This is a genomic window from Cystobacter fuscus (genome assembly GCF_002305875.1).
Taxonomy (GTDB): domain Bacteria; phylum Myxococcota; class Myxococcia; order Myxococcales; family Myxococcaceae; genus Cystobacter; species Cystobacter fuscus_A.
Genome location: NZ_CP022098.1, coordinates 5,088,969 through 5,106,269, shown reverse-complemented (window position 1 = coordinate 5,106,269; position 17,301 = coordinate 5,088,969). Strand labels below are relative to the sequence as shown.

Here is a 17,301-nt window from a genome sequence, read left to right as displayed (position 1 = left end):
CGCGCGGGGGCCGCGGCTCATTCGTGTGCGTGCCGCGCCGCCTCCTCGGGGGAGGGTTGCTCGGAGCGCGATGGGTGCTCGGCGTCCTCGGGCCGCGCCTCGTGTGGCTCCAGGAGCCGCAGGGCGCGCTGCTCGAACAGCCCGGCGCCCTGTTCCCGCGCGATGTGCACGGCCCGCTGGAAGAACTCACGTGCCCGCTCCTCATCGCCCAGCTCCCGCCACGCCTGGGCGCCGACACGGTACACCTCCGACTCGTAGAAGCGCTCGCCCGTCGACTCCGCCCATCGCAGGGCCTCGTTCACCGCGCGCAGGGCTTCCTGGGGCCGCCTGCGCCGCAGGTGCACCTGCGCCAGCATGCCCACGAAGTAGGTCATTGACGCGTGCATACCCACGAGGCGCCACCGGCTCAACCCCTGGCGCATCTGCACCAGGCCCGCCTCGGGGAGGCCCAGTTCGGAGAGCGCCCAGGCACGCAGCATGCCGACCCACACCCATTCCGTCAGCAGGCGCACCTGGTGCGCGAGCTCGAGATGAGCCTCGGCCCGCGAGAGTGTCCCGCGCGCATCGCCGCGAACCTGACAGGCCATCGCGGCGTAGAGGAGCACGTAGGCGCGCGTCTGGGGATGACCGATGCGCTCGGAGAGCGTGAGTGCCTCCTGGCCCCAGCGCAGGGCCTTCTCGTGCTGGCCGCTCACCGAGTGGATGACGGCGCCGTGGGCGAGTGCCACCGCCGTGGGATCCACCCACTGCTGCACGGCCAGCCGCATGTGCTCTTCCAGGGAGGAATCCGAGCACGCCACGGCGCGCTCCACGTTGTCGAGCGACTCGTGCACCCGCCCCCAGGCGAAGAAGATGGTGGCCATCATGCGGTAGCCCTGGGCGAGCAGATCCTGGTGCCGCTGGCGGGAGCCCACCTCCACGAGCTGTTTGCCCAGGGCGTGGGCTTCGGGGAACTCGGCGCGGCTGTAGGAATAGGAGAACGGCCCCCAGTAGGACACCTCCAGGGCTGGCAGCGCGTCGCCCACGAGGGGAAACAGTTCGCGCACCCGGGCGTAGGTGCGCTTCACCTCGGGGGCTCTCAAGCCGCGCACCTGGGTCAGTGGAATGCCCAGGAAGGAGAGCAGCTGCAATTCCTGCTGGGTGCGTTGGGGGGTATCGGGTTGGGTGCCGAGCAGCGTGAGCGCCTGGTTCAGGTGGTTCACGGCCTCCTGGTTCGCCGAACGCATGAGGGCGCGCATCCCGGCGGTCCGCCAATGCACGATAGCGCGCGTGGGGACTCCGGCCTCGGTGTAGTGGTGGGCGAGCAGCTCCGGCTGGGTCTGCACCACCTTGGGGAACTGCTCTTCCAGTGCCTGGGCGATCCTCCGGTGGTGGTGACGCCGGGGGCCCCGGGGAAGGGACTGGTAGGCGGCCTCCTGGAAGAGGGCATGGCGGAACTGGTAGGCAATGCCCTCCTCCACGTCTTCACTCCGCTGGAGCAGGCCCGCGGCCACCAGGGCCTCCAGATCCTCGCGCAACGAGGACGGCTCACGCCGGGTCAGCGACGCCATCAACTTCCGGGTGAAGCCGCGGCCCACCACGGCACACAGTTGCACCAGCGTCTTGAGCCGCACCGGCAGCGCATCCAGCCGCGCCAGCAGCAACCCGTGCAGGGTGAGGGGCAGGGCGGGCACGCTGCCGCCGGCGGCCACCTGACGAGACAGCTCCTCCACGAAGAGAGGCACCCCCTCCGTCTTCTCCACCAACAGGCGGAGCATCTCCTCCGGCAGCTCCGTATTGGCCGCCTCGCGCGCCAAGCGGGCCGTGAGCGGCGCCGACAATCGCTCCAGCGTCACGTGGTGATAGGACGGCCCCTCGCTCCGGCCGTCCGCCTCCCGGGTGCTCGCGACGAAGAGCATCCGCGCGTGCCCCACCCGGCTCAGCACCGTGTTGAGCAGTTCCCGGGTGGAGGGATCCGCCCAGTGCAGGTCCTCCACCACGCCGAGCACGGGCCGCGCGTGGGTCAGGTGGAGCAGCAGTTCCGTGAGCGCCTCGCGGGTGCGCTCCTTTCGCTGCTCCGGCGACAGGGGAAAGCGCGGGGCGGCCCCCTCCGAGGGGAGCGAGAGGAAGGCGGCGAGGAGCTCGCGCTGCTCCTCGTCCAGGCCCCACTGCGTCAGGCGCGCGTCCAGCACGCGGCGGTTGTCCTGGGGCGAGCCCTCCGGCGCCAGCCTGAGCATCCCCTGCATCATCTCGATGATGGGGTGGAAGGCGCTCTGGGAGAACTGGCTCCAGCATTGGCAGCGCAGGAGGGTGCACGAGGATGGCGGTATTCGCTGGCGCAGTTCCAGGAGGAGCCGGGACTTGCCGAGACCCGCCTCACCCGAGAGCAACACGAAGGAGCCTCGGCCTTCCTGGGCCTCCTTCCAGAAGCCGAGCAGCCGCCGCAGCTCCTCCTCGCGGCCCACCATGGGGGTGAGCGCCCCGGCGGCCAGCGTGCGATCGAAGCGGAACACCGTCTCGCGCGCGCGCACCGCCCGCCAGAGAGGCATCGGGCGCGCCTTCGACAACCCCTCGAAGGAGTGTTCCCCCAGGGGGACGGCGTCGAACGCCTGTCGCACCAGGGTATGCGTGGTCTGGCTGAGGACGACGGTGCCGGGACGAGCCTGCCGGGCGAGCCACGCGGCGATGCGCGGCGCCTCGCCCTGGATGGTGGGCGCGCGGCCATGAAGCTGAGGAAGACTGTCATCCAACACCACCGTCTCCGTATGCAGGCCCACCTGGAGGACGAACCCGTTCGCGGAGAGTTCGAGCGCCGTCGCCACGGCGTGCTCGGCATCCTCCTCGTGAGCCACCGGGTAGCCGAAGCAGGCCAGCACTTCATCCCCCATGCAGCTGGTGATGGAGCCCCCATGTGCCTGGGTGATCTCCGAGCAGCGCTTGTGGAAGTTGGCCTCCAGCTCGCTCAGGTCCTCGGGATCGGACGTCTCGGAAACACCCTGCGCGCCCACCAGGAGGCAGGACATCAGCGTCACCGCCCGGCGCTGGGGCACCACCCCCCGGGGTTCCTCGCGCCAGGGACCCAGGCCCTCCTGTAGTTGGCGCAGCCGATCCAGGAGCTGCTGGGCGGAGGGCAGGCGCGCCTCGGGCGCCTTCGCCAGGAGCGAGGCCACCAGGGCCTCCAGCTCCTCGGGCACATCCGGACAGCAGGTGCGCACCGAGGGCACCGGCTCGGTCGAGGTGACGCGCTCGCGCAGCTCATCCAACGAGGCGCACGGATAGGGCGGATCCCCACACAACAGCTCGTACAGCAGGACGCCCGCGGACCAGAGATCGCTGCGCGCGTCCTGCGCGCCGCCCCGCCACTGCTCGGGGGACATATAGGCGGGCGTCCCGGCGATGGGCAGGAAGGCCGAGGCGGAATCGCCGGCCAGACGAGACCAGGCGAGCCCGAAGTCGAACAGCTTCACGCGTCCCTGGGGACTGATGAAGACATTGCTCGGCTTGAGGTCGCGGTGGAGGATGTGGCGCTCGTGCGCGTGCGCCAGACCGGCCGCCACCCCCTCCATCACCTCCAGGGCACGCCGCACGCCTGGCCGCCGCTCCCGCCGCAACAGGGATGTGAGCGATTCGCCCTCCAAGCACTCCATGATGAGGAAGGGAATCCGGGGCTCCCACGAAGCGCCCACCCATTCGGCCACATCGAAGACCCGGATGATGTTCTCGTGATCCAACCGCGCGATGGCCCGCGACTCCTGCCGCAACAGCTCCAGGGAACCAGCGGCCCCGGCATCCTCCCGGGGCCGGAAGAACTTGAGGGCCACCACGCGCTGCAGCTCCGCGTCGCGCGCGCGGAACACCTGACCCATGCCCCCCTGCCCCAGCTCTCCGAGGATCTCGAAGCGCCGCCCATCCGAGCCACCCAGCCGTTCCCCGACAGCCGGCTTGCGGAACAAGGCGGGCCCCTCGGCCACGGCCCGCAGGAGGGAATCATCGAAATCGGAATCCTCCAGTCCGGCGCCCTGACTTCGTGGCGCCTGGTTCGAGGCTGGATTGTCGGTGCTGTCCGGGGTCCCATCAGCCATGCCCTACCCCCAATCGGGTGTGCCCCCTCCTGTCGGCACGGAGTGCCGATGAGGAAAAGGTAGGGGTCCACCGGCCCACGGGCCAGCATGCCCGGGCGAAGGCAGGTCCACGGGAACCCAGGCGAGTCGGCATGGGACTGATAGGGTCGGCGACCCCATGAACGTCGAACACCTGCTGGTCCTCGCGGAGCCCTCGTCCTCCGCCGTGTCCTCTCTGCGGCGGCTGGCGCCGGGCCTGCGCCTCACCATCGGCCTCTCCGAGGAGCAGCTGGCCCCGGCCATCGAGCAGGCCCAGGTGTTGCTGCTGGGCGCGCAGAAGAAGGAAGTGCTGCGCGCGCTGCTGCCACGGGCCCGCTCCCTGCGGTGGATCCACGCGCTCTCCGCCGGGGTGGAGAACCTCCTCTTCGAGGAGCTCATCCAGAGTCCCCTCCCCCTCACCAACTCCAAGGGCGTCTACAGCGGTTCGCTCGGCGAGTTCGCCCTGGCCGCGATGTTGTTCTTCGCCAAGGATCTGCGCCGCCTGGTGCGCCAGCAGCACGAGGCGCGCTGGGAACAGTTCTCACCCGTGGAGCTGCGCGGAAAGACCCTGGGCATCCTCGGGTATGGGGACATCGGCCGCGCGGTGGCGGAACGGGCCAGGCCCTTCGGTATGCGCATCCTGGCCTGTCGGCGCCAGCCGTCGCGCAGCGCGGGGGACACGCTCGTGGACGAGCTGTTTCCCCTCGAGCGCAGGCACGAGATGATCGCCGCCTCGGACTACCTGCTGCTCGCCCTGCCCCACACGTCCGGAACGAATCGGCTGATGGGTGAGTCGGAGCTCGGCGCCATGAAGCCGGGTGCCGTGCTCATCAACATCGGCCGCGGCGGCACCGTGGACGAACAGGCGCTGGTGAAGGCCCTGGAAGAAGGACGCCTGCGCGGAGCCGCGCTGGATGTCTTCGAGACCGAGCCGCTGCCACCGGGACATGCCTTCTGGCGGCTCGACAACGTGCTGCTCTCACCGCACTGCGCCGATCAAACGCCCACCTGGCGCGAGGACGCCGTGGCGCTCTTCCTGAAGAACCTCGAGCGCTTCGAGAAGGGAGAGCCGCTGCTGAACATCGTCGACAAGGTGGCGGGCTACTGACGGGCGACACCTCGTCCGCCGCTCACTCCGCCAGCTGCTTCTCGGCGACGACCGTGTTCGTCCCGAGCGCCACCTGCACCTTGTCCAGCAGGCGCTTCAGCTCGCTCATCTCCTCGGGCGACAGGTGCTTCGCCACCTCCTCGTCCACGCGCTGCACCTCGTCCTCCAACACCTCCACCTCCGGCCAGCACGCGTTGGTCACCTGGAGCCGCACACAGCGGCGATCCGAGCCCGCCTCGCGCGTCACCAGCCCGTCCTCCTGGAGTCGATCCACCAGCCGGCTCGCGGCGGGAGCGTCGATGAGCAGTTGCTCCGCCAGCTGCGCCTGGGTGTGCACACCCCGCAGGGCGATGACCTTCAGGGCCACCAGTTGGTGCAACGACCGACGCGTCCGCGAACCCAATCGGCGGACCAACAGCCGGTGCGTACCCCGGCGCACAGAAGCAAGTTGCTCGCAGAGACTCATTTGACGTAGACAATGCTTGTGGTGGACAATAGTTGTCAACCGCCGCAACGCGCCGGTTCTTCCGGGAGTCACACCCGGGCCGCACGCACCGCGTCCACATCTTTCCGGGTGTCCTCCCCTGTATGACCTCCCGTCTCGCCCTTCTCGTCCTCGCGCTCACCGCGGCCCCGCCCCTGGCGGCGGCGCAGGAGCCGACGGCCGCGCCCCCGCCGTTCCAACCCCAGGTGAATGACCCGATGCTGGCTCCGGTGGAGCCCGCCGACCGGAGGGTGTCGACGTGGCAGGAGGCCCTGGCGCTGGTGCGCGAGCGCTCCACGGACCTGAGGACCGCCGAGGCCAACGTGCAGCGCGCCGAGGGCCGCTGGCGTCAGTCGCTGTCGCTGCTCCTGCCCAATGCGCGCCTGAGCGCGGGCGTCTCGACGGACCTGCTCCACCCGGGCGTCGCCGTGGGCCTCACCGGCGCGCCCGTCATCCCCCAGGGGGGTCAGCCCATCCCCACGGTGCCGCTGGCGAGCGCCACGGCGTCTCTCACCCAGTCCCTGGTGGACGTGAGCGCCTGGCGCGGGCTGCACTCCGCCGAGGCCGCCGAGAAGAGCGCCCGGGAGAGCCTGAAGGACGTGCAGCGGCGCCTCACCCTGGGGCTCGCCCGCGCGCTCGTGGCCACGGTGGCCGCCGAGCGCTCGGCCGAGCTCAATCGGGTCGGCCTGCTGAGGGCCCTCGAGCGGGCGGCGCTCACCGAGCGCTCCTTCCAGCTCGGCGTGGGCACGCAGCTCGACGTGGTGCGCGTGCAGCAGGACGTGGAGATCGCCCGGCAGGCCCTCATCTCCGGAGACGAGCAACTGCGCCGCACCCGCGAGGCGCTCGGCCTCGCGCTCGGCCTGCCCCAGGAGGTGGGTGTGGAGCCCACCTTCCAGCTCCAGGGACTGATCGAGCAGGCGGTCAGTGAGTGCGTCGCCCTGGAGAGCGCGGACAAGCGCTCGGACGTGGAGGCGGCGCGCGCCCAGCTGCACTCGGCCCGGGACAGCAGGCAGCAGGCAACCGCGGGCTACCTCCCCACCCTGGCGCTCAACAGCAACCTCAACGGCTACACGACATCCGACCCGGCACCGGCGACGCTGACCACCTGGAGCCTCGTCGCCGTGCTGTCCGTGCCCATCTGGGAGGGCGGCCTGCGGGGTGGGCTCGTGCGCGAGCGTCGGAGCGTGGAGCAGCAGTCGGCCGAGACGCTGGAGAACACGCGGCGCACCGTGGAGGTGGAGGTGGCGCGGGCCAAGCGCAACGTGGGTGTCTCGGAGTCGTTGGTGAAGACCTCGGCCGCGTCGCGGGAGCTGGCCGCGAAGACGGATCAACTCACCCGCCGCGCCTACGAGGTGGGCCGCGGGAGCAGTTTGGAATTGGTGCAGAGCGGAGCGGCGTTGCGGCAGGCGGAGCTGTCGCTGGCTCTGCGTGAGTTCGAGCTCGTCCAGGCGCGCCTGGACGCATTCTTGACGGAGGCCCGGTGCGACTGGTGAAGAAGGGACGCCCCCTGAAGGCGATGATGATGGGAGTCTGGGGAGCCGCGATGTTGGCGGGGACCGTGGGATGTGGTGGCAAGCCACCCGCCAAGCCGCCTCCGCCGCCGCGCGAGGTGGAGGTGGTGAGGCTGGCACCGGGCGAGGTGCGTGACACCGGGGAGTACCTGGGCACGCTCCTGTCGCGGCAGAGCGTCAACGTGCTGTCGCAGGTGCCCGGCTACGTGCGCAAGATCCACGTGCGTCCCGGCCAGAAGGTGGAGCAGGGAGACGCGCTGCTGGACGTGGACTCGCGCGAGGCGACGGCCGCGCTCGACAGCGCCCGGGCCCAGCGCGCCTCCACGGAGGTGAACCTCGAGCAGGCCCGCCGCACGCGCGCCCGCATCGAGTCGCTCTACAAGGAGGGCCTCGCCAGCGCCCAGGAGCTGGAGCAGGCGCGGGCGCAGGTGGACGCGCTGGAGGCCAGCACGCGCGCCGCGGCGGCCCAGGAGGCGCAGCGCGCGGTGCAGCTGCAGTACAACACCGTGCGCGCGCCCTTCGCCGGCACGGTGGGCGACGTGCTCGTGCGCCTGGGTGACTTCGTGGGCACCACCACCCCGCTCACCAGCGTGGCCCAGGCGGACGTGCTGGAGGTGAGCGTGGCGATCCCCTCCGAGCGCGCGCGCTCGCTGCGGCCCGAGACGCCGCTCGAGGTGCTCGACTCCAACGGGCAGGTGCTCATCTCCAGCCCCCTCTTCTTCGTGGCGCCCCAGGCGGACCCGCGCACGCAGCTGGTGGAGGTGAAGGCCGCCTTCCGCAACACCGTGGGCCTGCGCCCGAGCGAGCTGGTGCGCGCGCGTGTCATCTACTCCACGCGCAGCGCGCTGCAGCTGCCCGCGCTCGCCGTGCTGCGCCAGAGCGGCCAGCCCTTCGCGCTCGTGGTGTCGGAGAAGGAGGGGCAGACGGTGGTCAACCGCCGGCCCATCCAGCTCGGCGCGCTCGGCGCCATGGCCTATGTCGTGGAGGAAGGCCTCAAGCCGGGAGATCGTGTGGCCGTCAGCTCGCTGCAGGCGCTGCGCGACGGCTCCCCGGTGAAGGTCAAGGAGCCGGCGCCCGCGGCGCCGCCCGCCCAGGCCGAGAAGCAAGCCAACGGCGGCGGTGGTGCCGCTGGGGGCAGCCGCTAGTCACACCCGTGGAAGCCGGGCGCGCCCCCCAGGGACGCCGCGCCCGGCTTGCGCCGAGAGAATGAGGGCCTCACCGCCGTGTTCGTCGACTTCTTCATCCGCAGACCCGTCTTCGCCGCCGTCTGTTCCATCCTGCTGACGCTGGCGGGGGCGGTCGCCATTCCCACCCTGCCCATCTCCCAGTACCCGGACCTGGCACCGCCCCAGGTGACCGTCACGAGCACCTACGTGGGCGCGAGCGCCGAGGTGGTGGAGAGCGCCGTCACCATTCCGCTCGAGCAGGAGATCAACGGCGTGGAGGGCATGCGCTACATGTCCTCCACGAGCAGCAATGACGGCACCAGCGTCATCACCGTCACCTTCGAGCCCACGCGCAACATCGAGGTGGCGGCCGTCGACGTGCAGAACCGCGTGAGCCGCGCCTCCGCGCGTCTGCCCTCGCTGGTGAACCAGACGGGCATCGTCGTGAACAAGGCCTCCAGCCAGATGCTCCTGACGGTGGGCCTGTCCAGCCCCGACAACCGCTACGACGCGAAGTTCATGAGCAACTACGCGGACGTGAACCTCAAGGACGCCATCAAGCGGGTGCGGGGCGTGGGCGAGGTGCGTATCTTCGGCGAGCGCAAGTTCTCCATGCGCCTGTGGTTGGATCCCACCAAGCTCGCCAGCCGCGGCCTCACGCCGCAGGACGTGACGCGCGCCCTCCAGGAGCAGAACCTCCAGGTGGCCGCGGGCCAGGTGGGCCAGCCCCCCTCCACCACCGAGCAGCCCTATCAGATGGCCGTGCGCGCCCATGGCCGGCTCGTGGAGCCCGAGGAGTTCGGTGAGGTCGTCGTCCAGCGCAGCGCGGACGGCAAGCTCGTGCGGGTGAAGGATCTCGGCCGCGTGGAGATGGGCGCGGAGAACTACGGCACGCTGTTGCGCTTCAACAGCAAGCCGGGCGTGGGCCTGGCCATCTTCCAGTTGCCCACCGCCAACGCGCTCGACGTGCGCGACGGCGTGTACCGGGAGCTGGAGCGGCTGAGCAAGCAGTTCCCCCCGGGGCTCGAGTTCAAGACGGGCACGGACACCACGCTCGCGGTGCGCGCCTCCATCAACGAGGTGATCCACACGCTCATCGAGGCCATCGGGCTCGTCATCCTCGTCATCTTCCTGTTCCTGCACGGCTGGCGCAGCGTGCTCATCACCGCCATCACCCTGCCGGTGTCGCTGGTGGGCACCTTCGCCTTCGTCTACCTGATGGGCTTCTCCATCAACACGCTCACCCTGTTCGGCCTGACGCTGGCCACGGGTCTCGTGGTGGACGACGCCATCGTGGTGATCGAGAACATCGAGCGGCTCATGGCCGAGCGGGGCCTGTCGCCCTTCGAGGCGGCGCGCGAGGGCATGAAGGAAGTGGCGGGCGCGGTGGTGGCCATCTCCATCGTGCTGGTGGCGGTGTTCGTCCCGGTGGCCTTGTTCCCGGGCACCACGGGCGCCATCTACCGTCAGTTCGCGCTCACCATCGCCGCGTCCGTGGCGCTGTCCACCTTCTGCGCCCTCACCCTGACGCCCGCCCTGAGCGCGCGCCTGCTGCGCCACCACCACGGAGAGAAGTGGATCTTCTTCCGCATGGTGGACAAGGCGCTCGACTGGACGCGTGACACGTACAGCCGCGGCCTGCACGCCGTGCTGCGCTACCCCCTGCTCATCCTCGTCGCCTTCCTCCTGTGCATCGCGGCCACGGGGCTGCTCTTCCGCTCGGCGCCCACCGGCTTCATCCCGGACGAGGACCAGGGCTATCTCATCGTCTCCATCCAGGGCCCCGAGGGCATGTCGCTCGCCCAGACGGAGAAGGTGCTCATGGACGTGGAGAAGGTGCTCAAGGATCAGCCCGAGGTGATCACCATGTTCGCCATCGGTGGCTTCTCCATGCAGGGCAACGGCTCCAACTACGCCACCGTCTTCACCCTGCTCAAGCCGTGGGAGGATCGGCTGGGCAAGGAGCAGTCCGTGGCGGCCATCGTCGAGCGGCTGCGCGGGCCGTTCAGCCGCATCGGCGGGGCGCGTGTGCTGCCCTTCCAGCCTCCGGCCATCCGCGGCGTGGGCAGCGTGGGCGGCTTCCAGTACATCGTCCAGGACAACGCGGGCACGCGCACGCTGGACGATATCGCGGCGGCCACGCAGGAGCTCGTGATGAGTGGCAACGAGGAAGGCCGGCTGCGCGGCGTCTTCAGCTCCTTCAACGCCGACACGCCGCTGCTCGACGTGGAGGTGGACCGGCAGAAGGCCAAGGCGCTCGGCGTGCCCGTGGAGCAGATCTTCAGCACGATGCAGATCTACATGGGCAGCCAGTACGTCAACGACTTCAACTACGCCAACCGCACCTACCGCGTGTACATGCAGGCCGAGCAGCAGTTCCGCGACACGCCCGAGGACATCGGCTCGTTCTACGTGCGCAGTGACAGCGGCGCGATGATTCCCCTGGAGTCGCTGGTGAAGGTGGAGCCCACGGTGTCCGCGCAGGTCATCCGGCACTACAACCTGTTCCGCTCGGCGGAGATCAACGGCCAGGGCGCGCCGGGCGTCTCCTCTGGCCAGGCGCTCGAGGCGATGGAGGGGCTGGCCCTGGAGCGGCTGCCGCAGGGCATGAGCGCGGAGTGGACGGGCATCAGCCTCGAGCAGAAGGAGAGTGGAGGCCAGACGGCCATCATCTTCGGCCTGGGCATCCTGTTCGTGTTCCTGGTGCTCGCGGCGCAGTACGAGAGCTTCACCCTGCCCTTCGTCATCATCCTGTCGGTGCCACTGGCGATCATGGGCGCCATCGGGTTGCAGCTGTCGCGGGGCTACGCCAACGACGTGTTCTGCCAGGTGGGACTGGTGATGCTGGTGGGTCTGGCGAGCAAGAACGCCATCCTCATCGTGGAGTTCGCCGAGCAGCTGCGTGCGAGTGGCAAGAGCGCGGCGGAGGCGGTGGTAGAGGCGGCGGCGGTGCGCTTGCGGCCCATCCTGATGACGTCCATCGCGTTCCTGTTGGGCGTGGTGCCGCTGATGACGGCCACGGGCGCGGGCGCCGCCTCGCGCAACTCGCTGGGCACGGCGGTGTTCGGCGGAATGCTGGTGTCCACGGTGGTCAACTTCCTCTTCATCCCCGGCCTGTATGTGTTGATGCAGCGGCTGCGGGGGGAGACGAAGCCCGAGTCCCAGCCGCACCACGGGGAGCCCGCCCTCCCTGCGCCGTCGCCCTGAAGCACGGCCGACGGTTGGAGTTTCCCCGCCGCGTCCTCTCCTCATGGAGGGGACGCGGTTTGTTTTTGGAGGCCAGCACGGGCCCTTCGTGATGATGTTCGGGAATGCGCGCTGACTCGCCCAGAACCCGGTGGGTGGGCCTACCACTCGCCCTGGCCCTACTGTCCACCGGCTGCATACCGCTAACGTCACCACCCGGCCGGGGGATGAACCTGCGCTACACGCCGCGCGAGGCCGCCGCGTCCTCATTGGCCGAGGGGCCGGGCGTCGAGGTTCCGCACGCCCTCGCCGCAACAACTGAGTCCGACGCACCGGAGCGGCTGCACCGACGCCGCGCCTCCCGGGATGAGGTAACGGCGATGGGCCCCAACAGCGCGGAGCGGGACGCACGGCAGGAAACCCTCGCGGCCCAGCTGGCCTTTCGCCATGCCCTTCTCGACGTGTCGGGCTCCACCCACCGCATCTCCGGCGAATTCTCCAAACTCAAGGCCCATGAACGAAACATTGGTGGCGGAAATGGCGTCTTCGTCCGCTATGTCAATTACGGTGCCGAGCAGCTGCGGTGGATTGACGCCCAGCTCGCCGCCGCCACGAGGCTCGCCAACGCCGCCTCGCAGGTGGATGACCCGAACATGCAGCTCGCCCTGTTGCGCCTCGCTGGCCCACGGCTCGAGGCCGCCATGATGGGCTCGCTCCTGCTCGCCGTCTGGCTCGACTTCATCCACCTCAGCAACACCGCGCTCACCCAACACCTCTACAGCGTGGAGAGGATGTTCGCGGACATGTGGCGTTGGCAGGAGATGCTCGAGCCCGCCATGACGGCGCTCTCATCCCAGGAGCCCGGGCAAGTGGAGGCCGCGGCGCAAGATGTCCCCGCGCTGGTAGGCCATCTCACGGGCGAGTTCACCGCGACCCTCGAGACCATGCGCGAGGGGGCAGAGAACGTCGCGAAAATGATGGTGCTCAAGGAGGCCATCGAAGCGCTCACCCTGCTCTCGGCGTTGAAGTTCTCGCTGCCGTCGGTGCCTCCGTCCGCTCCCGCGCTGCTCGACATGGGCCTTTCGGTGGGCGGCAACGGCGTGATGATGAGCACGCGCCTGGTCGTGTCCGCCGAGTGGGTGGAGATGATGCGCCAGTTAGTGCGCGCGGGCGTCATTTCACTTCCCGCCGTCAGCGCGGCCGTGCGGATACAAGCCGGCCAGGTGATGCTGGCGCAGTCTCACGGCGAGCTGCCCAAGGGCGTGCGCGACGCACTCGGCGATGGGCCCGAAGTGCAAGGCATGCGAGTGACGGACAGAGCGGGAGCCGGCATGGCCGAGCCACCGGAGCACCACGTCCTGCCGCGAGAGCAGCGCGAATGGTTCGAGAAGCGCGGCTTCACCGGTGAAATGAGCATCGACCAGTTCTGCGTCAAGCTGGAGCAGGCAAGCCATCAGGCAATACACGGCGGTGGCAACTGGCGCCTGGGTCGCATGTGGCCCGGTGAATGGAATCGGATGATCATGAGCGAGTTGCGCGACGCCGAGATGTTGGCCGGACGGATGTTGACGCGAAGCGAGATCCTGGAAAGAGTCGCGTTTCACATGAAGCGCTACGATCTTCCGATGAACTTCACCCCCTGGAGGGGCCGATGACCAACGGACGATCCTGGCAGGGCAACTGGAAGGTCCGCTTGTATAAGCGAATCCGCGAGCGGGGTTACGACTCCCTCACCGCCTTCGCCGACGCCCGTCCCAGCGCATCGTTGGTGGCACTGGCCCAGGAACTCGGCGAGGATGACATCAATGCCGTGCAGGTGTTCAGCGGACTGGTGGCCGAGGCGGAACGGAGCCATCGGCTCACGCGGTTGGCGCGCGGACAGTTGGTGCGCGAGCTGTCCGAAGGTCTCCCCAACGGCTGGCCGGCCGTACTGGATGACGCCAACCGTTTCGCAGTCGCCAAGGCGCTCAGTTCGTGGATTGCCTACACCCCGGATACGCACCAGGACAGAGCAAGGCAGATCAGCGCAGCGCTCCTCGCCACGCCACCGCCCCCCGGCTGGCGCCCGCTCGGACCCGACGACGAGCTACTGTGCACGCTCCTGCCCGACGAGGAAGTCTAGCCTCGAGCTCGTATGTGTTGATGCAGCGGCTGCGGGGGGAGACGAAGCCCGAGCCCCAGCCGCACCACGGGGAGCCCGCCCTCCCCGCTCCGTCGCCCTGAAGCACGGCCGACGGTTGGAGTTTCCCCGCCGCGTCCTCTCCTCACGGAGGGGGCGCGGTTTGTTTTTGGAGGCCAGCACGGGCCCTTGGTGGCGACTTCTCCATGAATCTCCCTCATCTTCGAGCGGCCAACATGGAACGGAGCACGCCTGCCATGCCCCGGCTTCTGACGCGAGAAACCCAGGAGCGATTCCTTCGCTGGGGACAGGAACGTGGAAACCTCTTTCGCGCTCTAGGCGACGCTCCCATCGTGGAGAAAGTCCGGGCCTACAAGCAGCTCGAGAAGCGGATCATCGCCGAAGCACAGACTGCCTCCGAGACATTGGAGATGCGGAGGCGAATCACCGAGGACTTGCTCATGATCACCTGCTCGGGACCATGGAGAGGGTTCTCGCCGTACCTCCGGCGGATGGAGAAACTCGGTTATTCCTCGATGGACTGCCGCCTGCTGGTCTGCGGTTGGTCGGCGCGGGCCAGCAAGGACTCCTTGGCGGGAAAACGCAAGACCGCGGAACTTCTCGCCAGCATCGAGCGGCGAACACGTTCTCGGAAAATACCCCCCGAGCTACGGGAGCAGATCGAGGGTGTTCTCGCGCGAGCCCGGCAACTGGCGGGGCTTGATGACCCTCAGGTGGCTCACCCCCCAAGAGCGACAACTCCCCGGCGGAGACGCGCTCCGTGACCCTCGGTGGTTGGCCCGTGCATCCTCCGAGCCCCCCGGGTCTTGTCAGGCAGGCGGAGTCCGAAACGTCCGGGGCGCGCGTTCAGAATGCCACCAGGAGGAGCGCGCCATGTGCCGATACGGGATGTACGGACCCTACAAGCAGCACTACGCCTGCTTCTCATGCCACAAGAGCTTCAAGTGGCCTCGGGACGCGCATCGGCCCCCACCCTCGGGTACACCTGACGAGGTGACGTGCCCCCAGTGTGGCGAGCCCATGGCGTGCATGGGGAGGGACTTCCAGGCGCCGAAGCAGGGCGACACGCGCCAATGGCGCAAGGTGGAAGTGCTCTTCCAACACGGCTACGCGTACCACGCATGCGGATGCGATGGGCCCGGCTACCGGCCGAAAACCTTGAGCGAAGTACCCGCGTTTCTCGCCCGTCGACCGCCGCGCTCCGAGGGCGAGGCCCTGCTGCGACGCACCCTGGCGCGTGAGGCAGCCCCCCTGCGGTGGAAGCGGGAGCGGAGCCTCTCGGAGAACCACCGCGAGGGGTCCGATCACTGGCCGCGCCGCTCCGTGCTCCAGAAGGTACGTGCCCGGTAGGCATGGTTGACGCGGTAAACATCAACGGCCCAGGGAGTCCATGAAGATGGCACGACACCGATGGCGAAAACGCGAGATTCATCCGGCACGCCTGGCGATGCTCGAACGAGCCCTCCGGGGCGGTGACCCCAAACTGAATCCACAGCAGGCCGCAAAAGCGCTCGCACGGACCCGCGAAGGACTGCGGCTGCTGGCCCAGGTGGGCTCCTCGCCGGGTGCGCCCGAACCACGCCAGGCCGCGCTGTATGAGTTCTCGTTCACGAACCTCGCTTCGTGGCACCTCGTGCTCCTGCGCCGCGTGTTCGCCAACCCGCACGAGGCTCCCGACATCCGGGCCCAGGCCGCCGAGGCGCTGGGCTGCCATTACGCCGGATACAGGTACCGCTGGCAGCGCCGCTACCGACGCCTCGTGGAGGCGCTGGAGCGCGGACTCGAGGACCCGGCGCCCGAGGTGCGCTTCTGGAGCATCTACGCATTGACCTGCATGGAGGAAGCCCAGGTGCTGCCCAGGCTTCGGCTCATCGCGGCCACCGACACCGCCAGATGCCCGGGCATGTGGACGCTGCGGCAGGAGGCGCTGTGGGCCATCGGCAAATTCGAGGGTCAGGACCTCGACCCCACGACGCTGTGAACCCCACTCGTGACCGTGAGTGCTCCAGTACTCACTGACCCTTGAAGACGTGCTCCCGGTGGAATTTCAGGTAGCTGGCGTGAGGCCACCACTCCTGCCGCTGGGGTAGTCGCAAGGGACGATGGGGTTGGATCAACCCGCCCACGCCCTCGGGGAGTCCGCCACGAGCCACCAGGAGCCGGTGGTCGTCACTGAAGGAGATGAGCCCGCGATCGAAGAGCCAGTGCACGGTGCCGGTCAGGGCGAGGCCGTTGCGCACCGAGTCCGGTCCGTGCCGGGCCACCGGCTGGATGTGCGCGGCCTGCACCTCGGGGCGTCCCCCGCCGTTGATGAGCCGCAGCCCCGACACGGCGCAGGTGTTGTCATAGGCCTCGCGCACGTGGCGGCGGAAGGCCTCGTCCCGGAAGGGCCGCGACACCACCTGGGTGAGGATCGGCCGCTCCGCGTAGGTGATGGCGGGCTCCGCGACCCCCGGGGCAAGCCGCTCCCAGGGTTCGAGTTCCCGCGTGAAGCCCGCGCGCAGGATGGCCTCGAACTCGGCCTCGTCGAGGTTGCGGACCGCGCGGCCGAAGGCGCCCTTGTTGGTGCTGCCGTCCGGCTTGCGCAAGGCGCCCTCGTAGTACAGGTCTCCTTCCCGGAAGGGCACCGGGCGATCGAACTCGAGATAGTCCTCGACGTAGGCGTAGTAGTGGTCGGCTCTGGCCTCGTCCCGCTCCACGCGCTGGAGCCGGGCCACGGCGAAGTAGGCCTGACGACCCGTGGTGCTCCGGGGCCCCTGGGTGCGGCGAGGCTCGTAGTAGAGGATCAGGTCGCCGACGGCGGCCTCGGCCTGGCGCAGGTACATCTTCGGAAAGTGGTAACGGACCTCGGGCTGGTCGTCGTACGCGGAACTCTCCGAGGTCGTGAAGATCGCCTTCGCCATGAGCCTTTCACCGGGGCACGTCCGCGCACCAGGTTAGCGCCACGACCTGGCGGGATGCACACCGGGAGGCCTTGGGAACGGACCTGGTGGGTCTCCCCCGCTCTCGGGACGAATCCGCCCCTGCTCGGATTCCCTTGCCCCTTGGCTAATGGTCATTATATTCAATCTAATTGATAGCTAACTAATTCAATCAATCTTGAGGATGCCATGGCGAAAGGTCGTCTGCCCCCGGGTCCGCCCGAGGGAGCTGATCTGGAGCGGTTGCTGCTCGCGGGAGGTGAAATCGGCGATCGCCTGCGGCTCGTCTCGCTCCTCACGCGGAGGATCGAGCAGCGCCTGGGCGAGCACCTGGGCGTCAACCTGACGGATCTCTCCGCCATGGAGCATCTGATCTCCAACGGGCCGTTGACCCCCAGCGACCTGGCCTCGCGCCTGGAGGTGACGACCGCGGCCAGCACGCACATCGTCGATCGACTGGAGCGGGCCGGACACGTCTCGCGCGAACGGGACGCCACGGACCGCCGCAAGGTGCTCGTCGTCCCGGTCGAGGCGTCCGTCGCCCGGGTCATCCAGCAATTGACGCCGATGCTCGAGAGCCTGGACGCGGTCGTGGCCGGGCTGAGCGAGGCCGACCGCGCCGTGGTCGAGCGGTTCCTCGGCCAGATCATCGACGTCTATGTCACCGCGCTCGAGCGCCCCGCCGGCACCTGAGCGCCCGCCGTAC

General features: G+C 69.1%; 12 protein-coding genes. 9 read left to right on the top strand and 3 right to left on the bottom strand.

Translation table 11 applies throughout. The features are described from left to right. Window positions 1-17 precede the first annotated feature (17 nt). A complete protein-coding gene (locus CYFUS_RS20995) occupies window positions 18-4,061 on the bottom strand; it encodes a protein kinase domain-containing protein (RefSeq protein ID WP_095986847.1) in 4,044 nt (1,347 codons plus the stop codon). Between the two features lie 157 nt (window positions 4,062-4,218). Here CYFUS_RS20995 and CYFUS_RS20990 point away from each other — a divergent pair, with 157 nt between their 5' ends. Continuing rightward, the gene (locus tag CYFUS_RS20990; RefSeq protein WP_095986846.1) at window positions 4,219-5,187 is read left to right on the top strand and encodes a D-2-hydroxyacid dehydrogenase; all 969 of its coding nucleotides are present in this window, start codon (window positions 4,219-4,221) and stop codon (window positions 5,185-5,187) included. Window positions 5,188-5,209: 22 nt separating this feature from the next. Here the strand turns inward: CYFUS_RS20990 and CYFUS_RS20985 are convergent, their stop codons facing one another. Then, complete coding sequence (locus CYFUS_RS20985; protein WP_232537686.1) at window positions 5,210-5,566, bottom strand: MarR family winged helix-turn-helix transcriptional regulator; 357 nt, start codon at window positions 5,564-5,566, stop codon at window positions 5,210-5,212. Window positions 5,567-5,775: 209 nt separating this feature from the next. On the opposite strand from CYFUS_RS20985, the gene CYFUS_RS20980 reads away from it, so the two are divergent. The 7 genes from CYFUS_RS20980 to CYFUS_RS20945 all read left to right on the top strand — a co-directional run bounded on the left by CYFUS_RS20980 (window position 5,776) and on the right by CYFUS_RS20945 (window position 15,655). Beyond that, on the top strand, window positions 5,776-7,164 hold the full coding sequence (locus CYFUS_RS20980) for a TolC family protein (RefSeq protein ID WP_095986844.1): 1,389 nt from the start codon (window positions 5,776-5,778) through the stop codon (window positions 7,162-7,164). After that, on the top strand, window positions 7,152-8,327 hold the full coding sequence (locus tag CYFUS_RS20975; protein ID WP_095986843.1) for an efflux RND transporter periplasmic adaptor subunit: 1,176 nt from the start codon (window positions 7,152-7,154) through the stop codon (window positions 8,325-8,327). Before CYFUS_RS20980 ends, CYFUS_RS20975 begins: the two co-directional genes overlap by 13 nt. 78 nt (window positions 8,328-8,405) lie before the next feature. Continuing rightward, window positions 8,406-11,555, top strand: a complete 3,150-nt coding sequence (locus tag CYFUS_RS20970; RefSeq protein ID WP_095992143.1) for an efflux RND transporter permease subunit — start codon at window positions 8,406-8,408, stop codon at window positions 11,553-11,555. A gap of 206 nt (window positions 11,556-11,761) precedes the next feature. Next, a complete protein-coding gene (locus tag CYFUS_RS20965) occupies window positions 11,762-13,189 on the top strand; it encodes a DUF2380 domain-containing protein (RefSeq protein ID WP_332468406.1) in 1,428 nt (475 codons plus the stop codon). After that, entirely contained in the window at window positions 13,186-13,656 is a 471-nt protein-coding gene (locus tag CYFUS_RS20960; RefSeq protein ID WP_095986841.1) for an NUDIX hydrolase, read from the top strand. Before CYFUS_RS20965 ends, CYFUS_RS20960 begins: the two co-directional genes overlap by 4 nt. Window positions 13,657-14,547: 891 nt before the next feature. Further along, complete coding sequence (locus tag CYFUS_RS20950; RefSeq protein WP_198316664.1) at window positions 14,548-15,024, top strand: hypothetical protein; 477 nt, start codon at window positions 14,548-14,550, stop codon at window positions 15,022-15,024. Window positions 15,025-15,070: 46 nt separating this feature from the next. Continuing rightward, complete coding sequence (locus tag CYFUS_RS20945; RefSeq protein ID WP_157758550.1) at window positions 15,071-15,655, top strand: HEAT repeat domain-containing protein; 585 nt, start codon at window positions 15,071-15,073, stop codon at window positions 15,653-15,655. A 31-nt stretch (window positions 15,656-15,686) separates the two neighbouring features. Here the strand turns inward: CYFUS_RS20945 and CYFUS_RS20940 are convergent, their stop codons facing one another. Then, the gene (locus CYFUS_RS20940) at window positions 15,687-16,577 is read right to left on the bottom strand and encodes an HNH endonuclease (protein WP_095986838.1); all 891 of its coding nucleotides are present in this window, start codon (window positions 16,575-16,577) and stop codon (window positions 15,687-15,689) included. A 207-nt stretch (window positions 16,578-16,784) separates the two neighbouring features. Between CYFUS_RS20940 and CYFUS_RS20935 the strand changes: the two genes are divergently transcribed. Then, window positions 16,785-17,288 carry a MarR family winged helix-turn-helix transcriptional regulator gene (locus CYFUS_RS20935; protein WP_232537685.1) on the top strand — a complete coding sequence of 168 codons (504 nt, stop codon included), beginning with the start codon at window positions 16,785-16,787 and terminating at the stop codon, window positions 17,286-17,288. The last annotated feature ends 13 nt before the right edge of the window (window positions 17,289-17,301 follow it).

What these genes read in the sequence shown, in the direction of transcription:
- CYFUS_RS20995 (WP_095986847.1), bottom strand. Translation starts at nt 4,061, where the DNA reads ATGGCTGATGGGACCCCGGACAGCACCGACAATCCAGCCTCGAACCAG.
- CYFUS_RS20990 (WP_095986846.1), top strand. Translation starts at nt 4,219, where the DNA reads ATGAACGTCGAACACCTGCTGGTCCTCGCGGAGCCCTCGTCCTCCGCC.
- CYFUS_RS20980 (WP_095986844.1), top strand. Translation starts at nt 5,776, where the DNA reads ATGACCTCCCGTCTCGCCCTTCTCGTCCTCGCGCTCACCGCGGCCCCG.
- CYFUS_RS20965 (WP_332468406.1), top strand. Translation starts at nt 11,762, where the DNA reads ATGAACCTGCGCTACACGCCGCGCGAGGCCGCCGCGTCCTCATTGGCC.
- CYFUS_RS20960 (WP_095986841.1), top strand. Translation starts at nt 13,186, where the DNA reads ATGACCAACGGACGATCCTGGCAGGGCAACTGGAAGGTCCGCTTGTAT.
- CYFUS_RS20950 (WP_198316664.1), top strand. Translation starts at nt 14,548, where the DNA reads ATGTGCCGATACGGGATGTACGGACCCTACAAGCAGCACTACGCCTGC.
- CYFUS_RS20945 (WP_157758550.1), top strand. Translation starts at nt 15,071, where the DNA reads ATGGCACGACACCGATGGCGAAAACGCGAGATTCATCCGGCACGCCTG.
- CYFUS_RS20940 (WP_095986838.1), bottom strand. Translation starts at nt 16,577, where the DNA reads ATGGCGAAGGCGATCTTCACGACCTCGGAGAGTTCCGCGTACGACGAC.
- CYFUS_RS20935 (WP_232537685.1), top strand. Translation starts at nt 16,785, where the DNA reads ATGGCGAAAGGTCGTCTGCCCCCGGGTCCGCCCGAGGGAGCTGATCTG.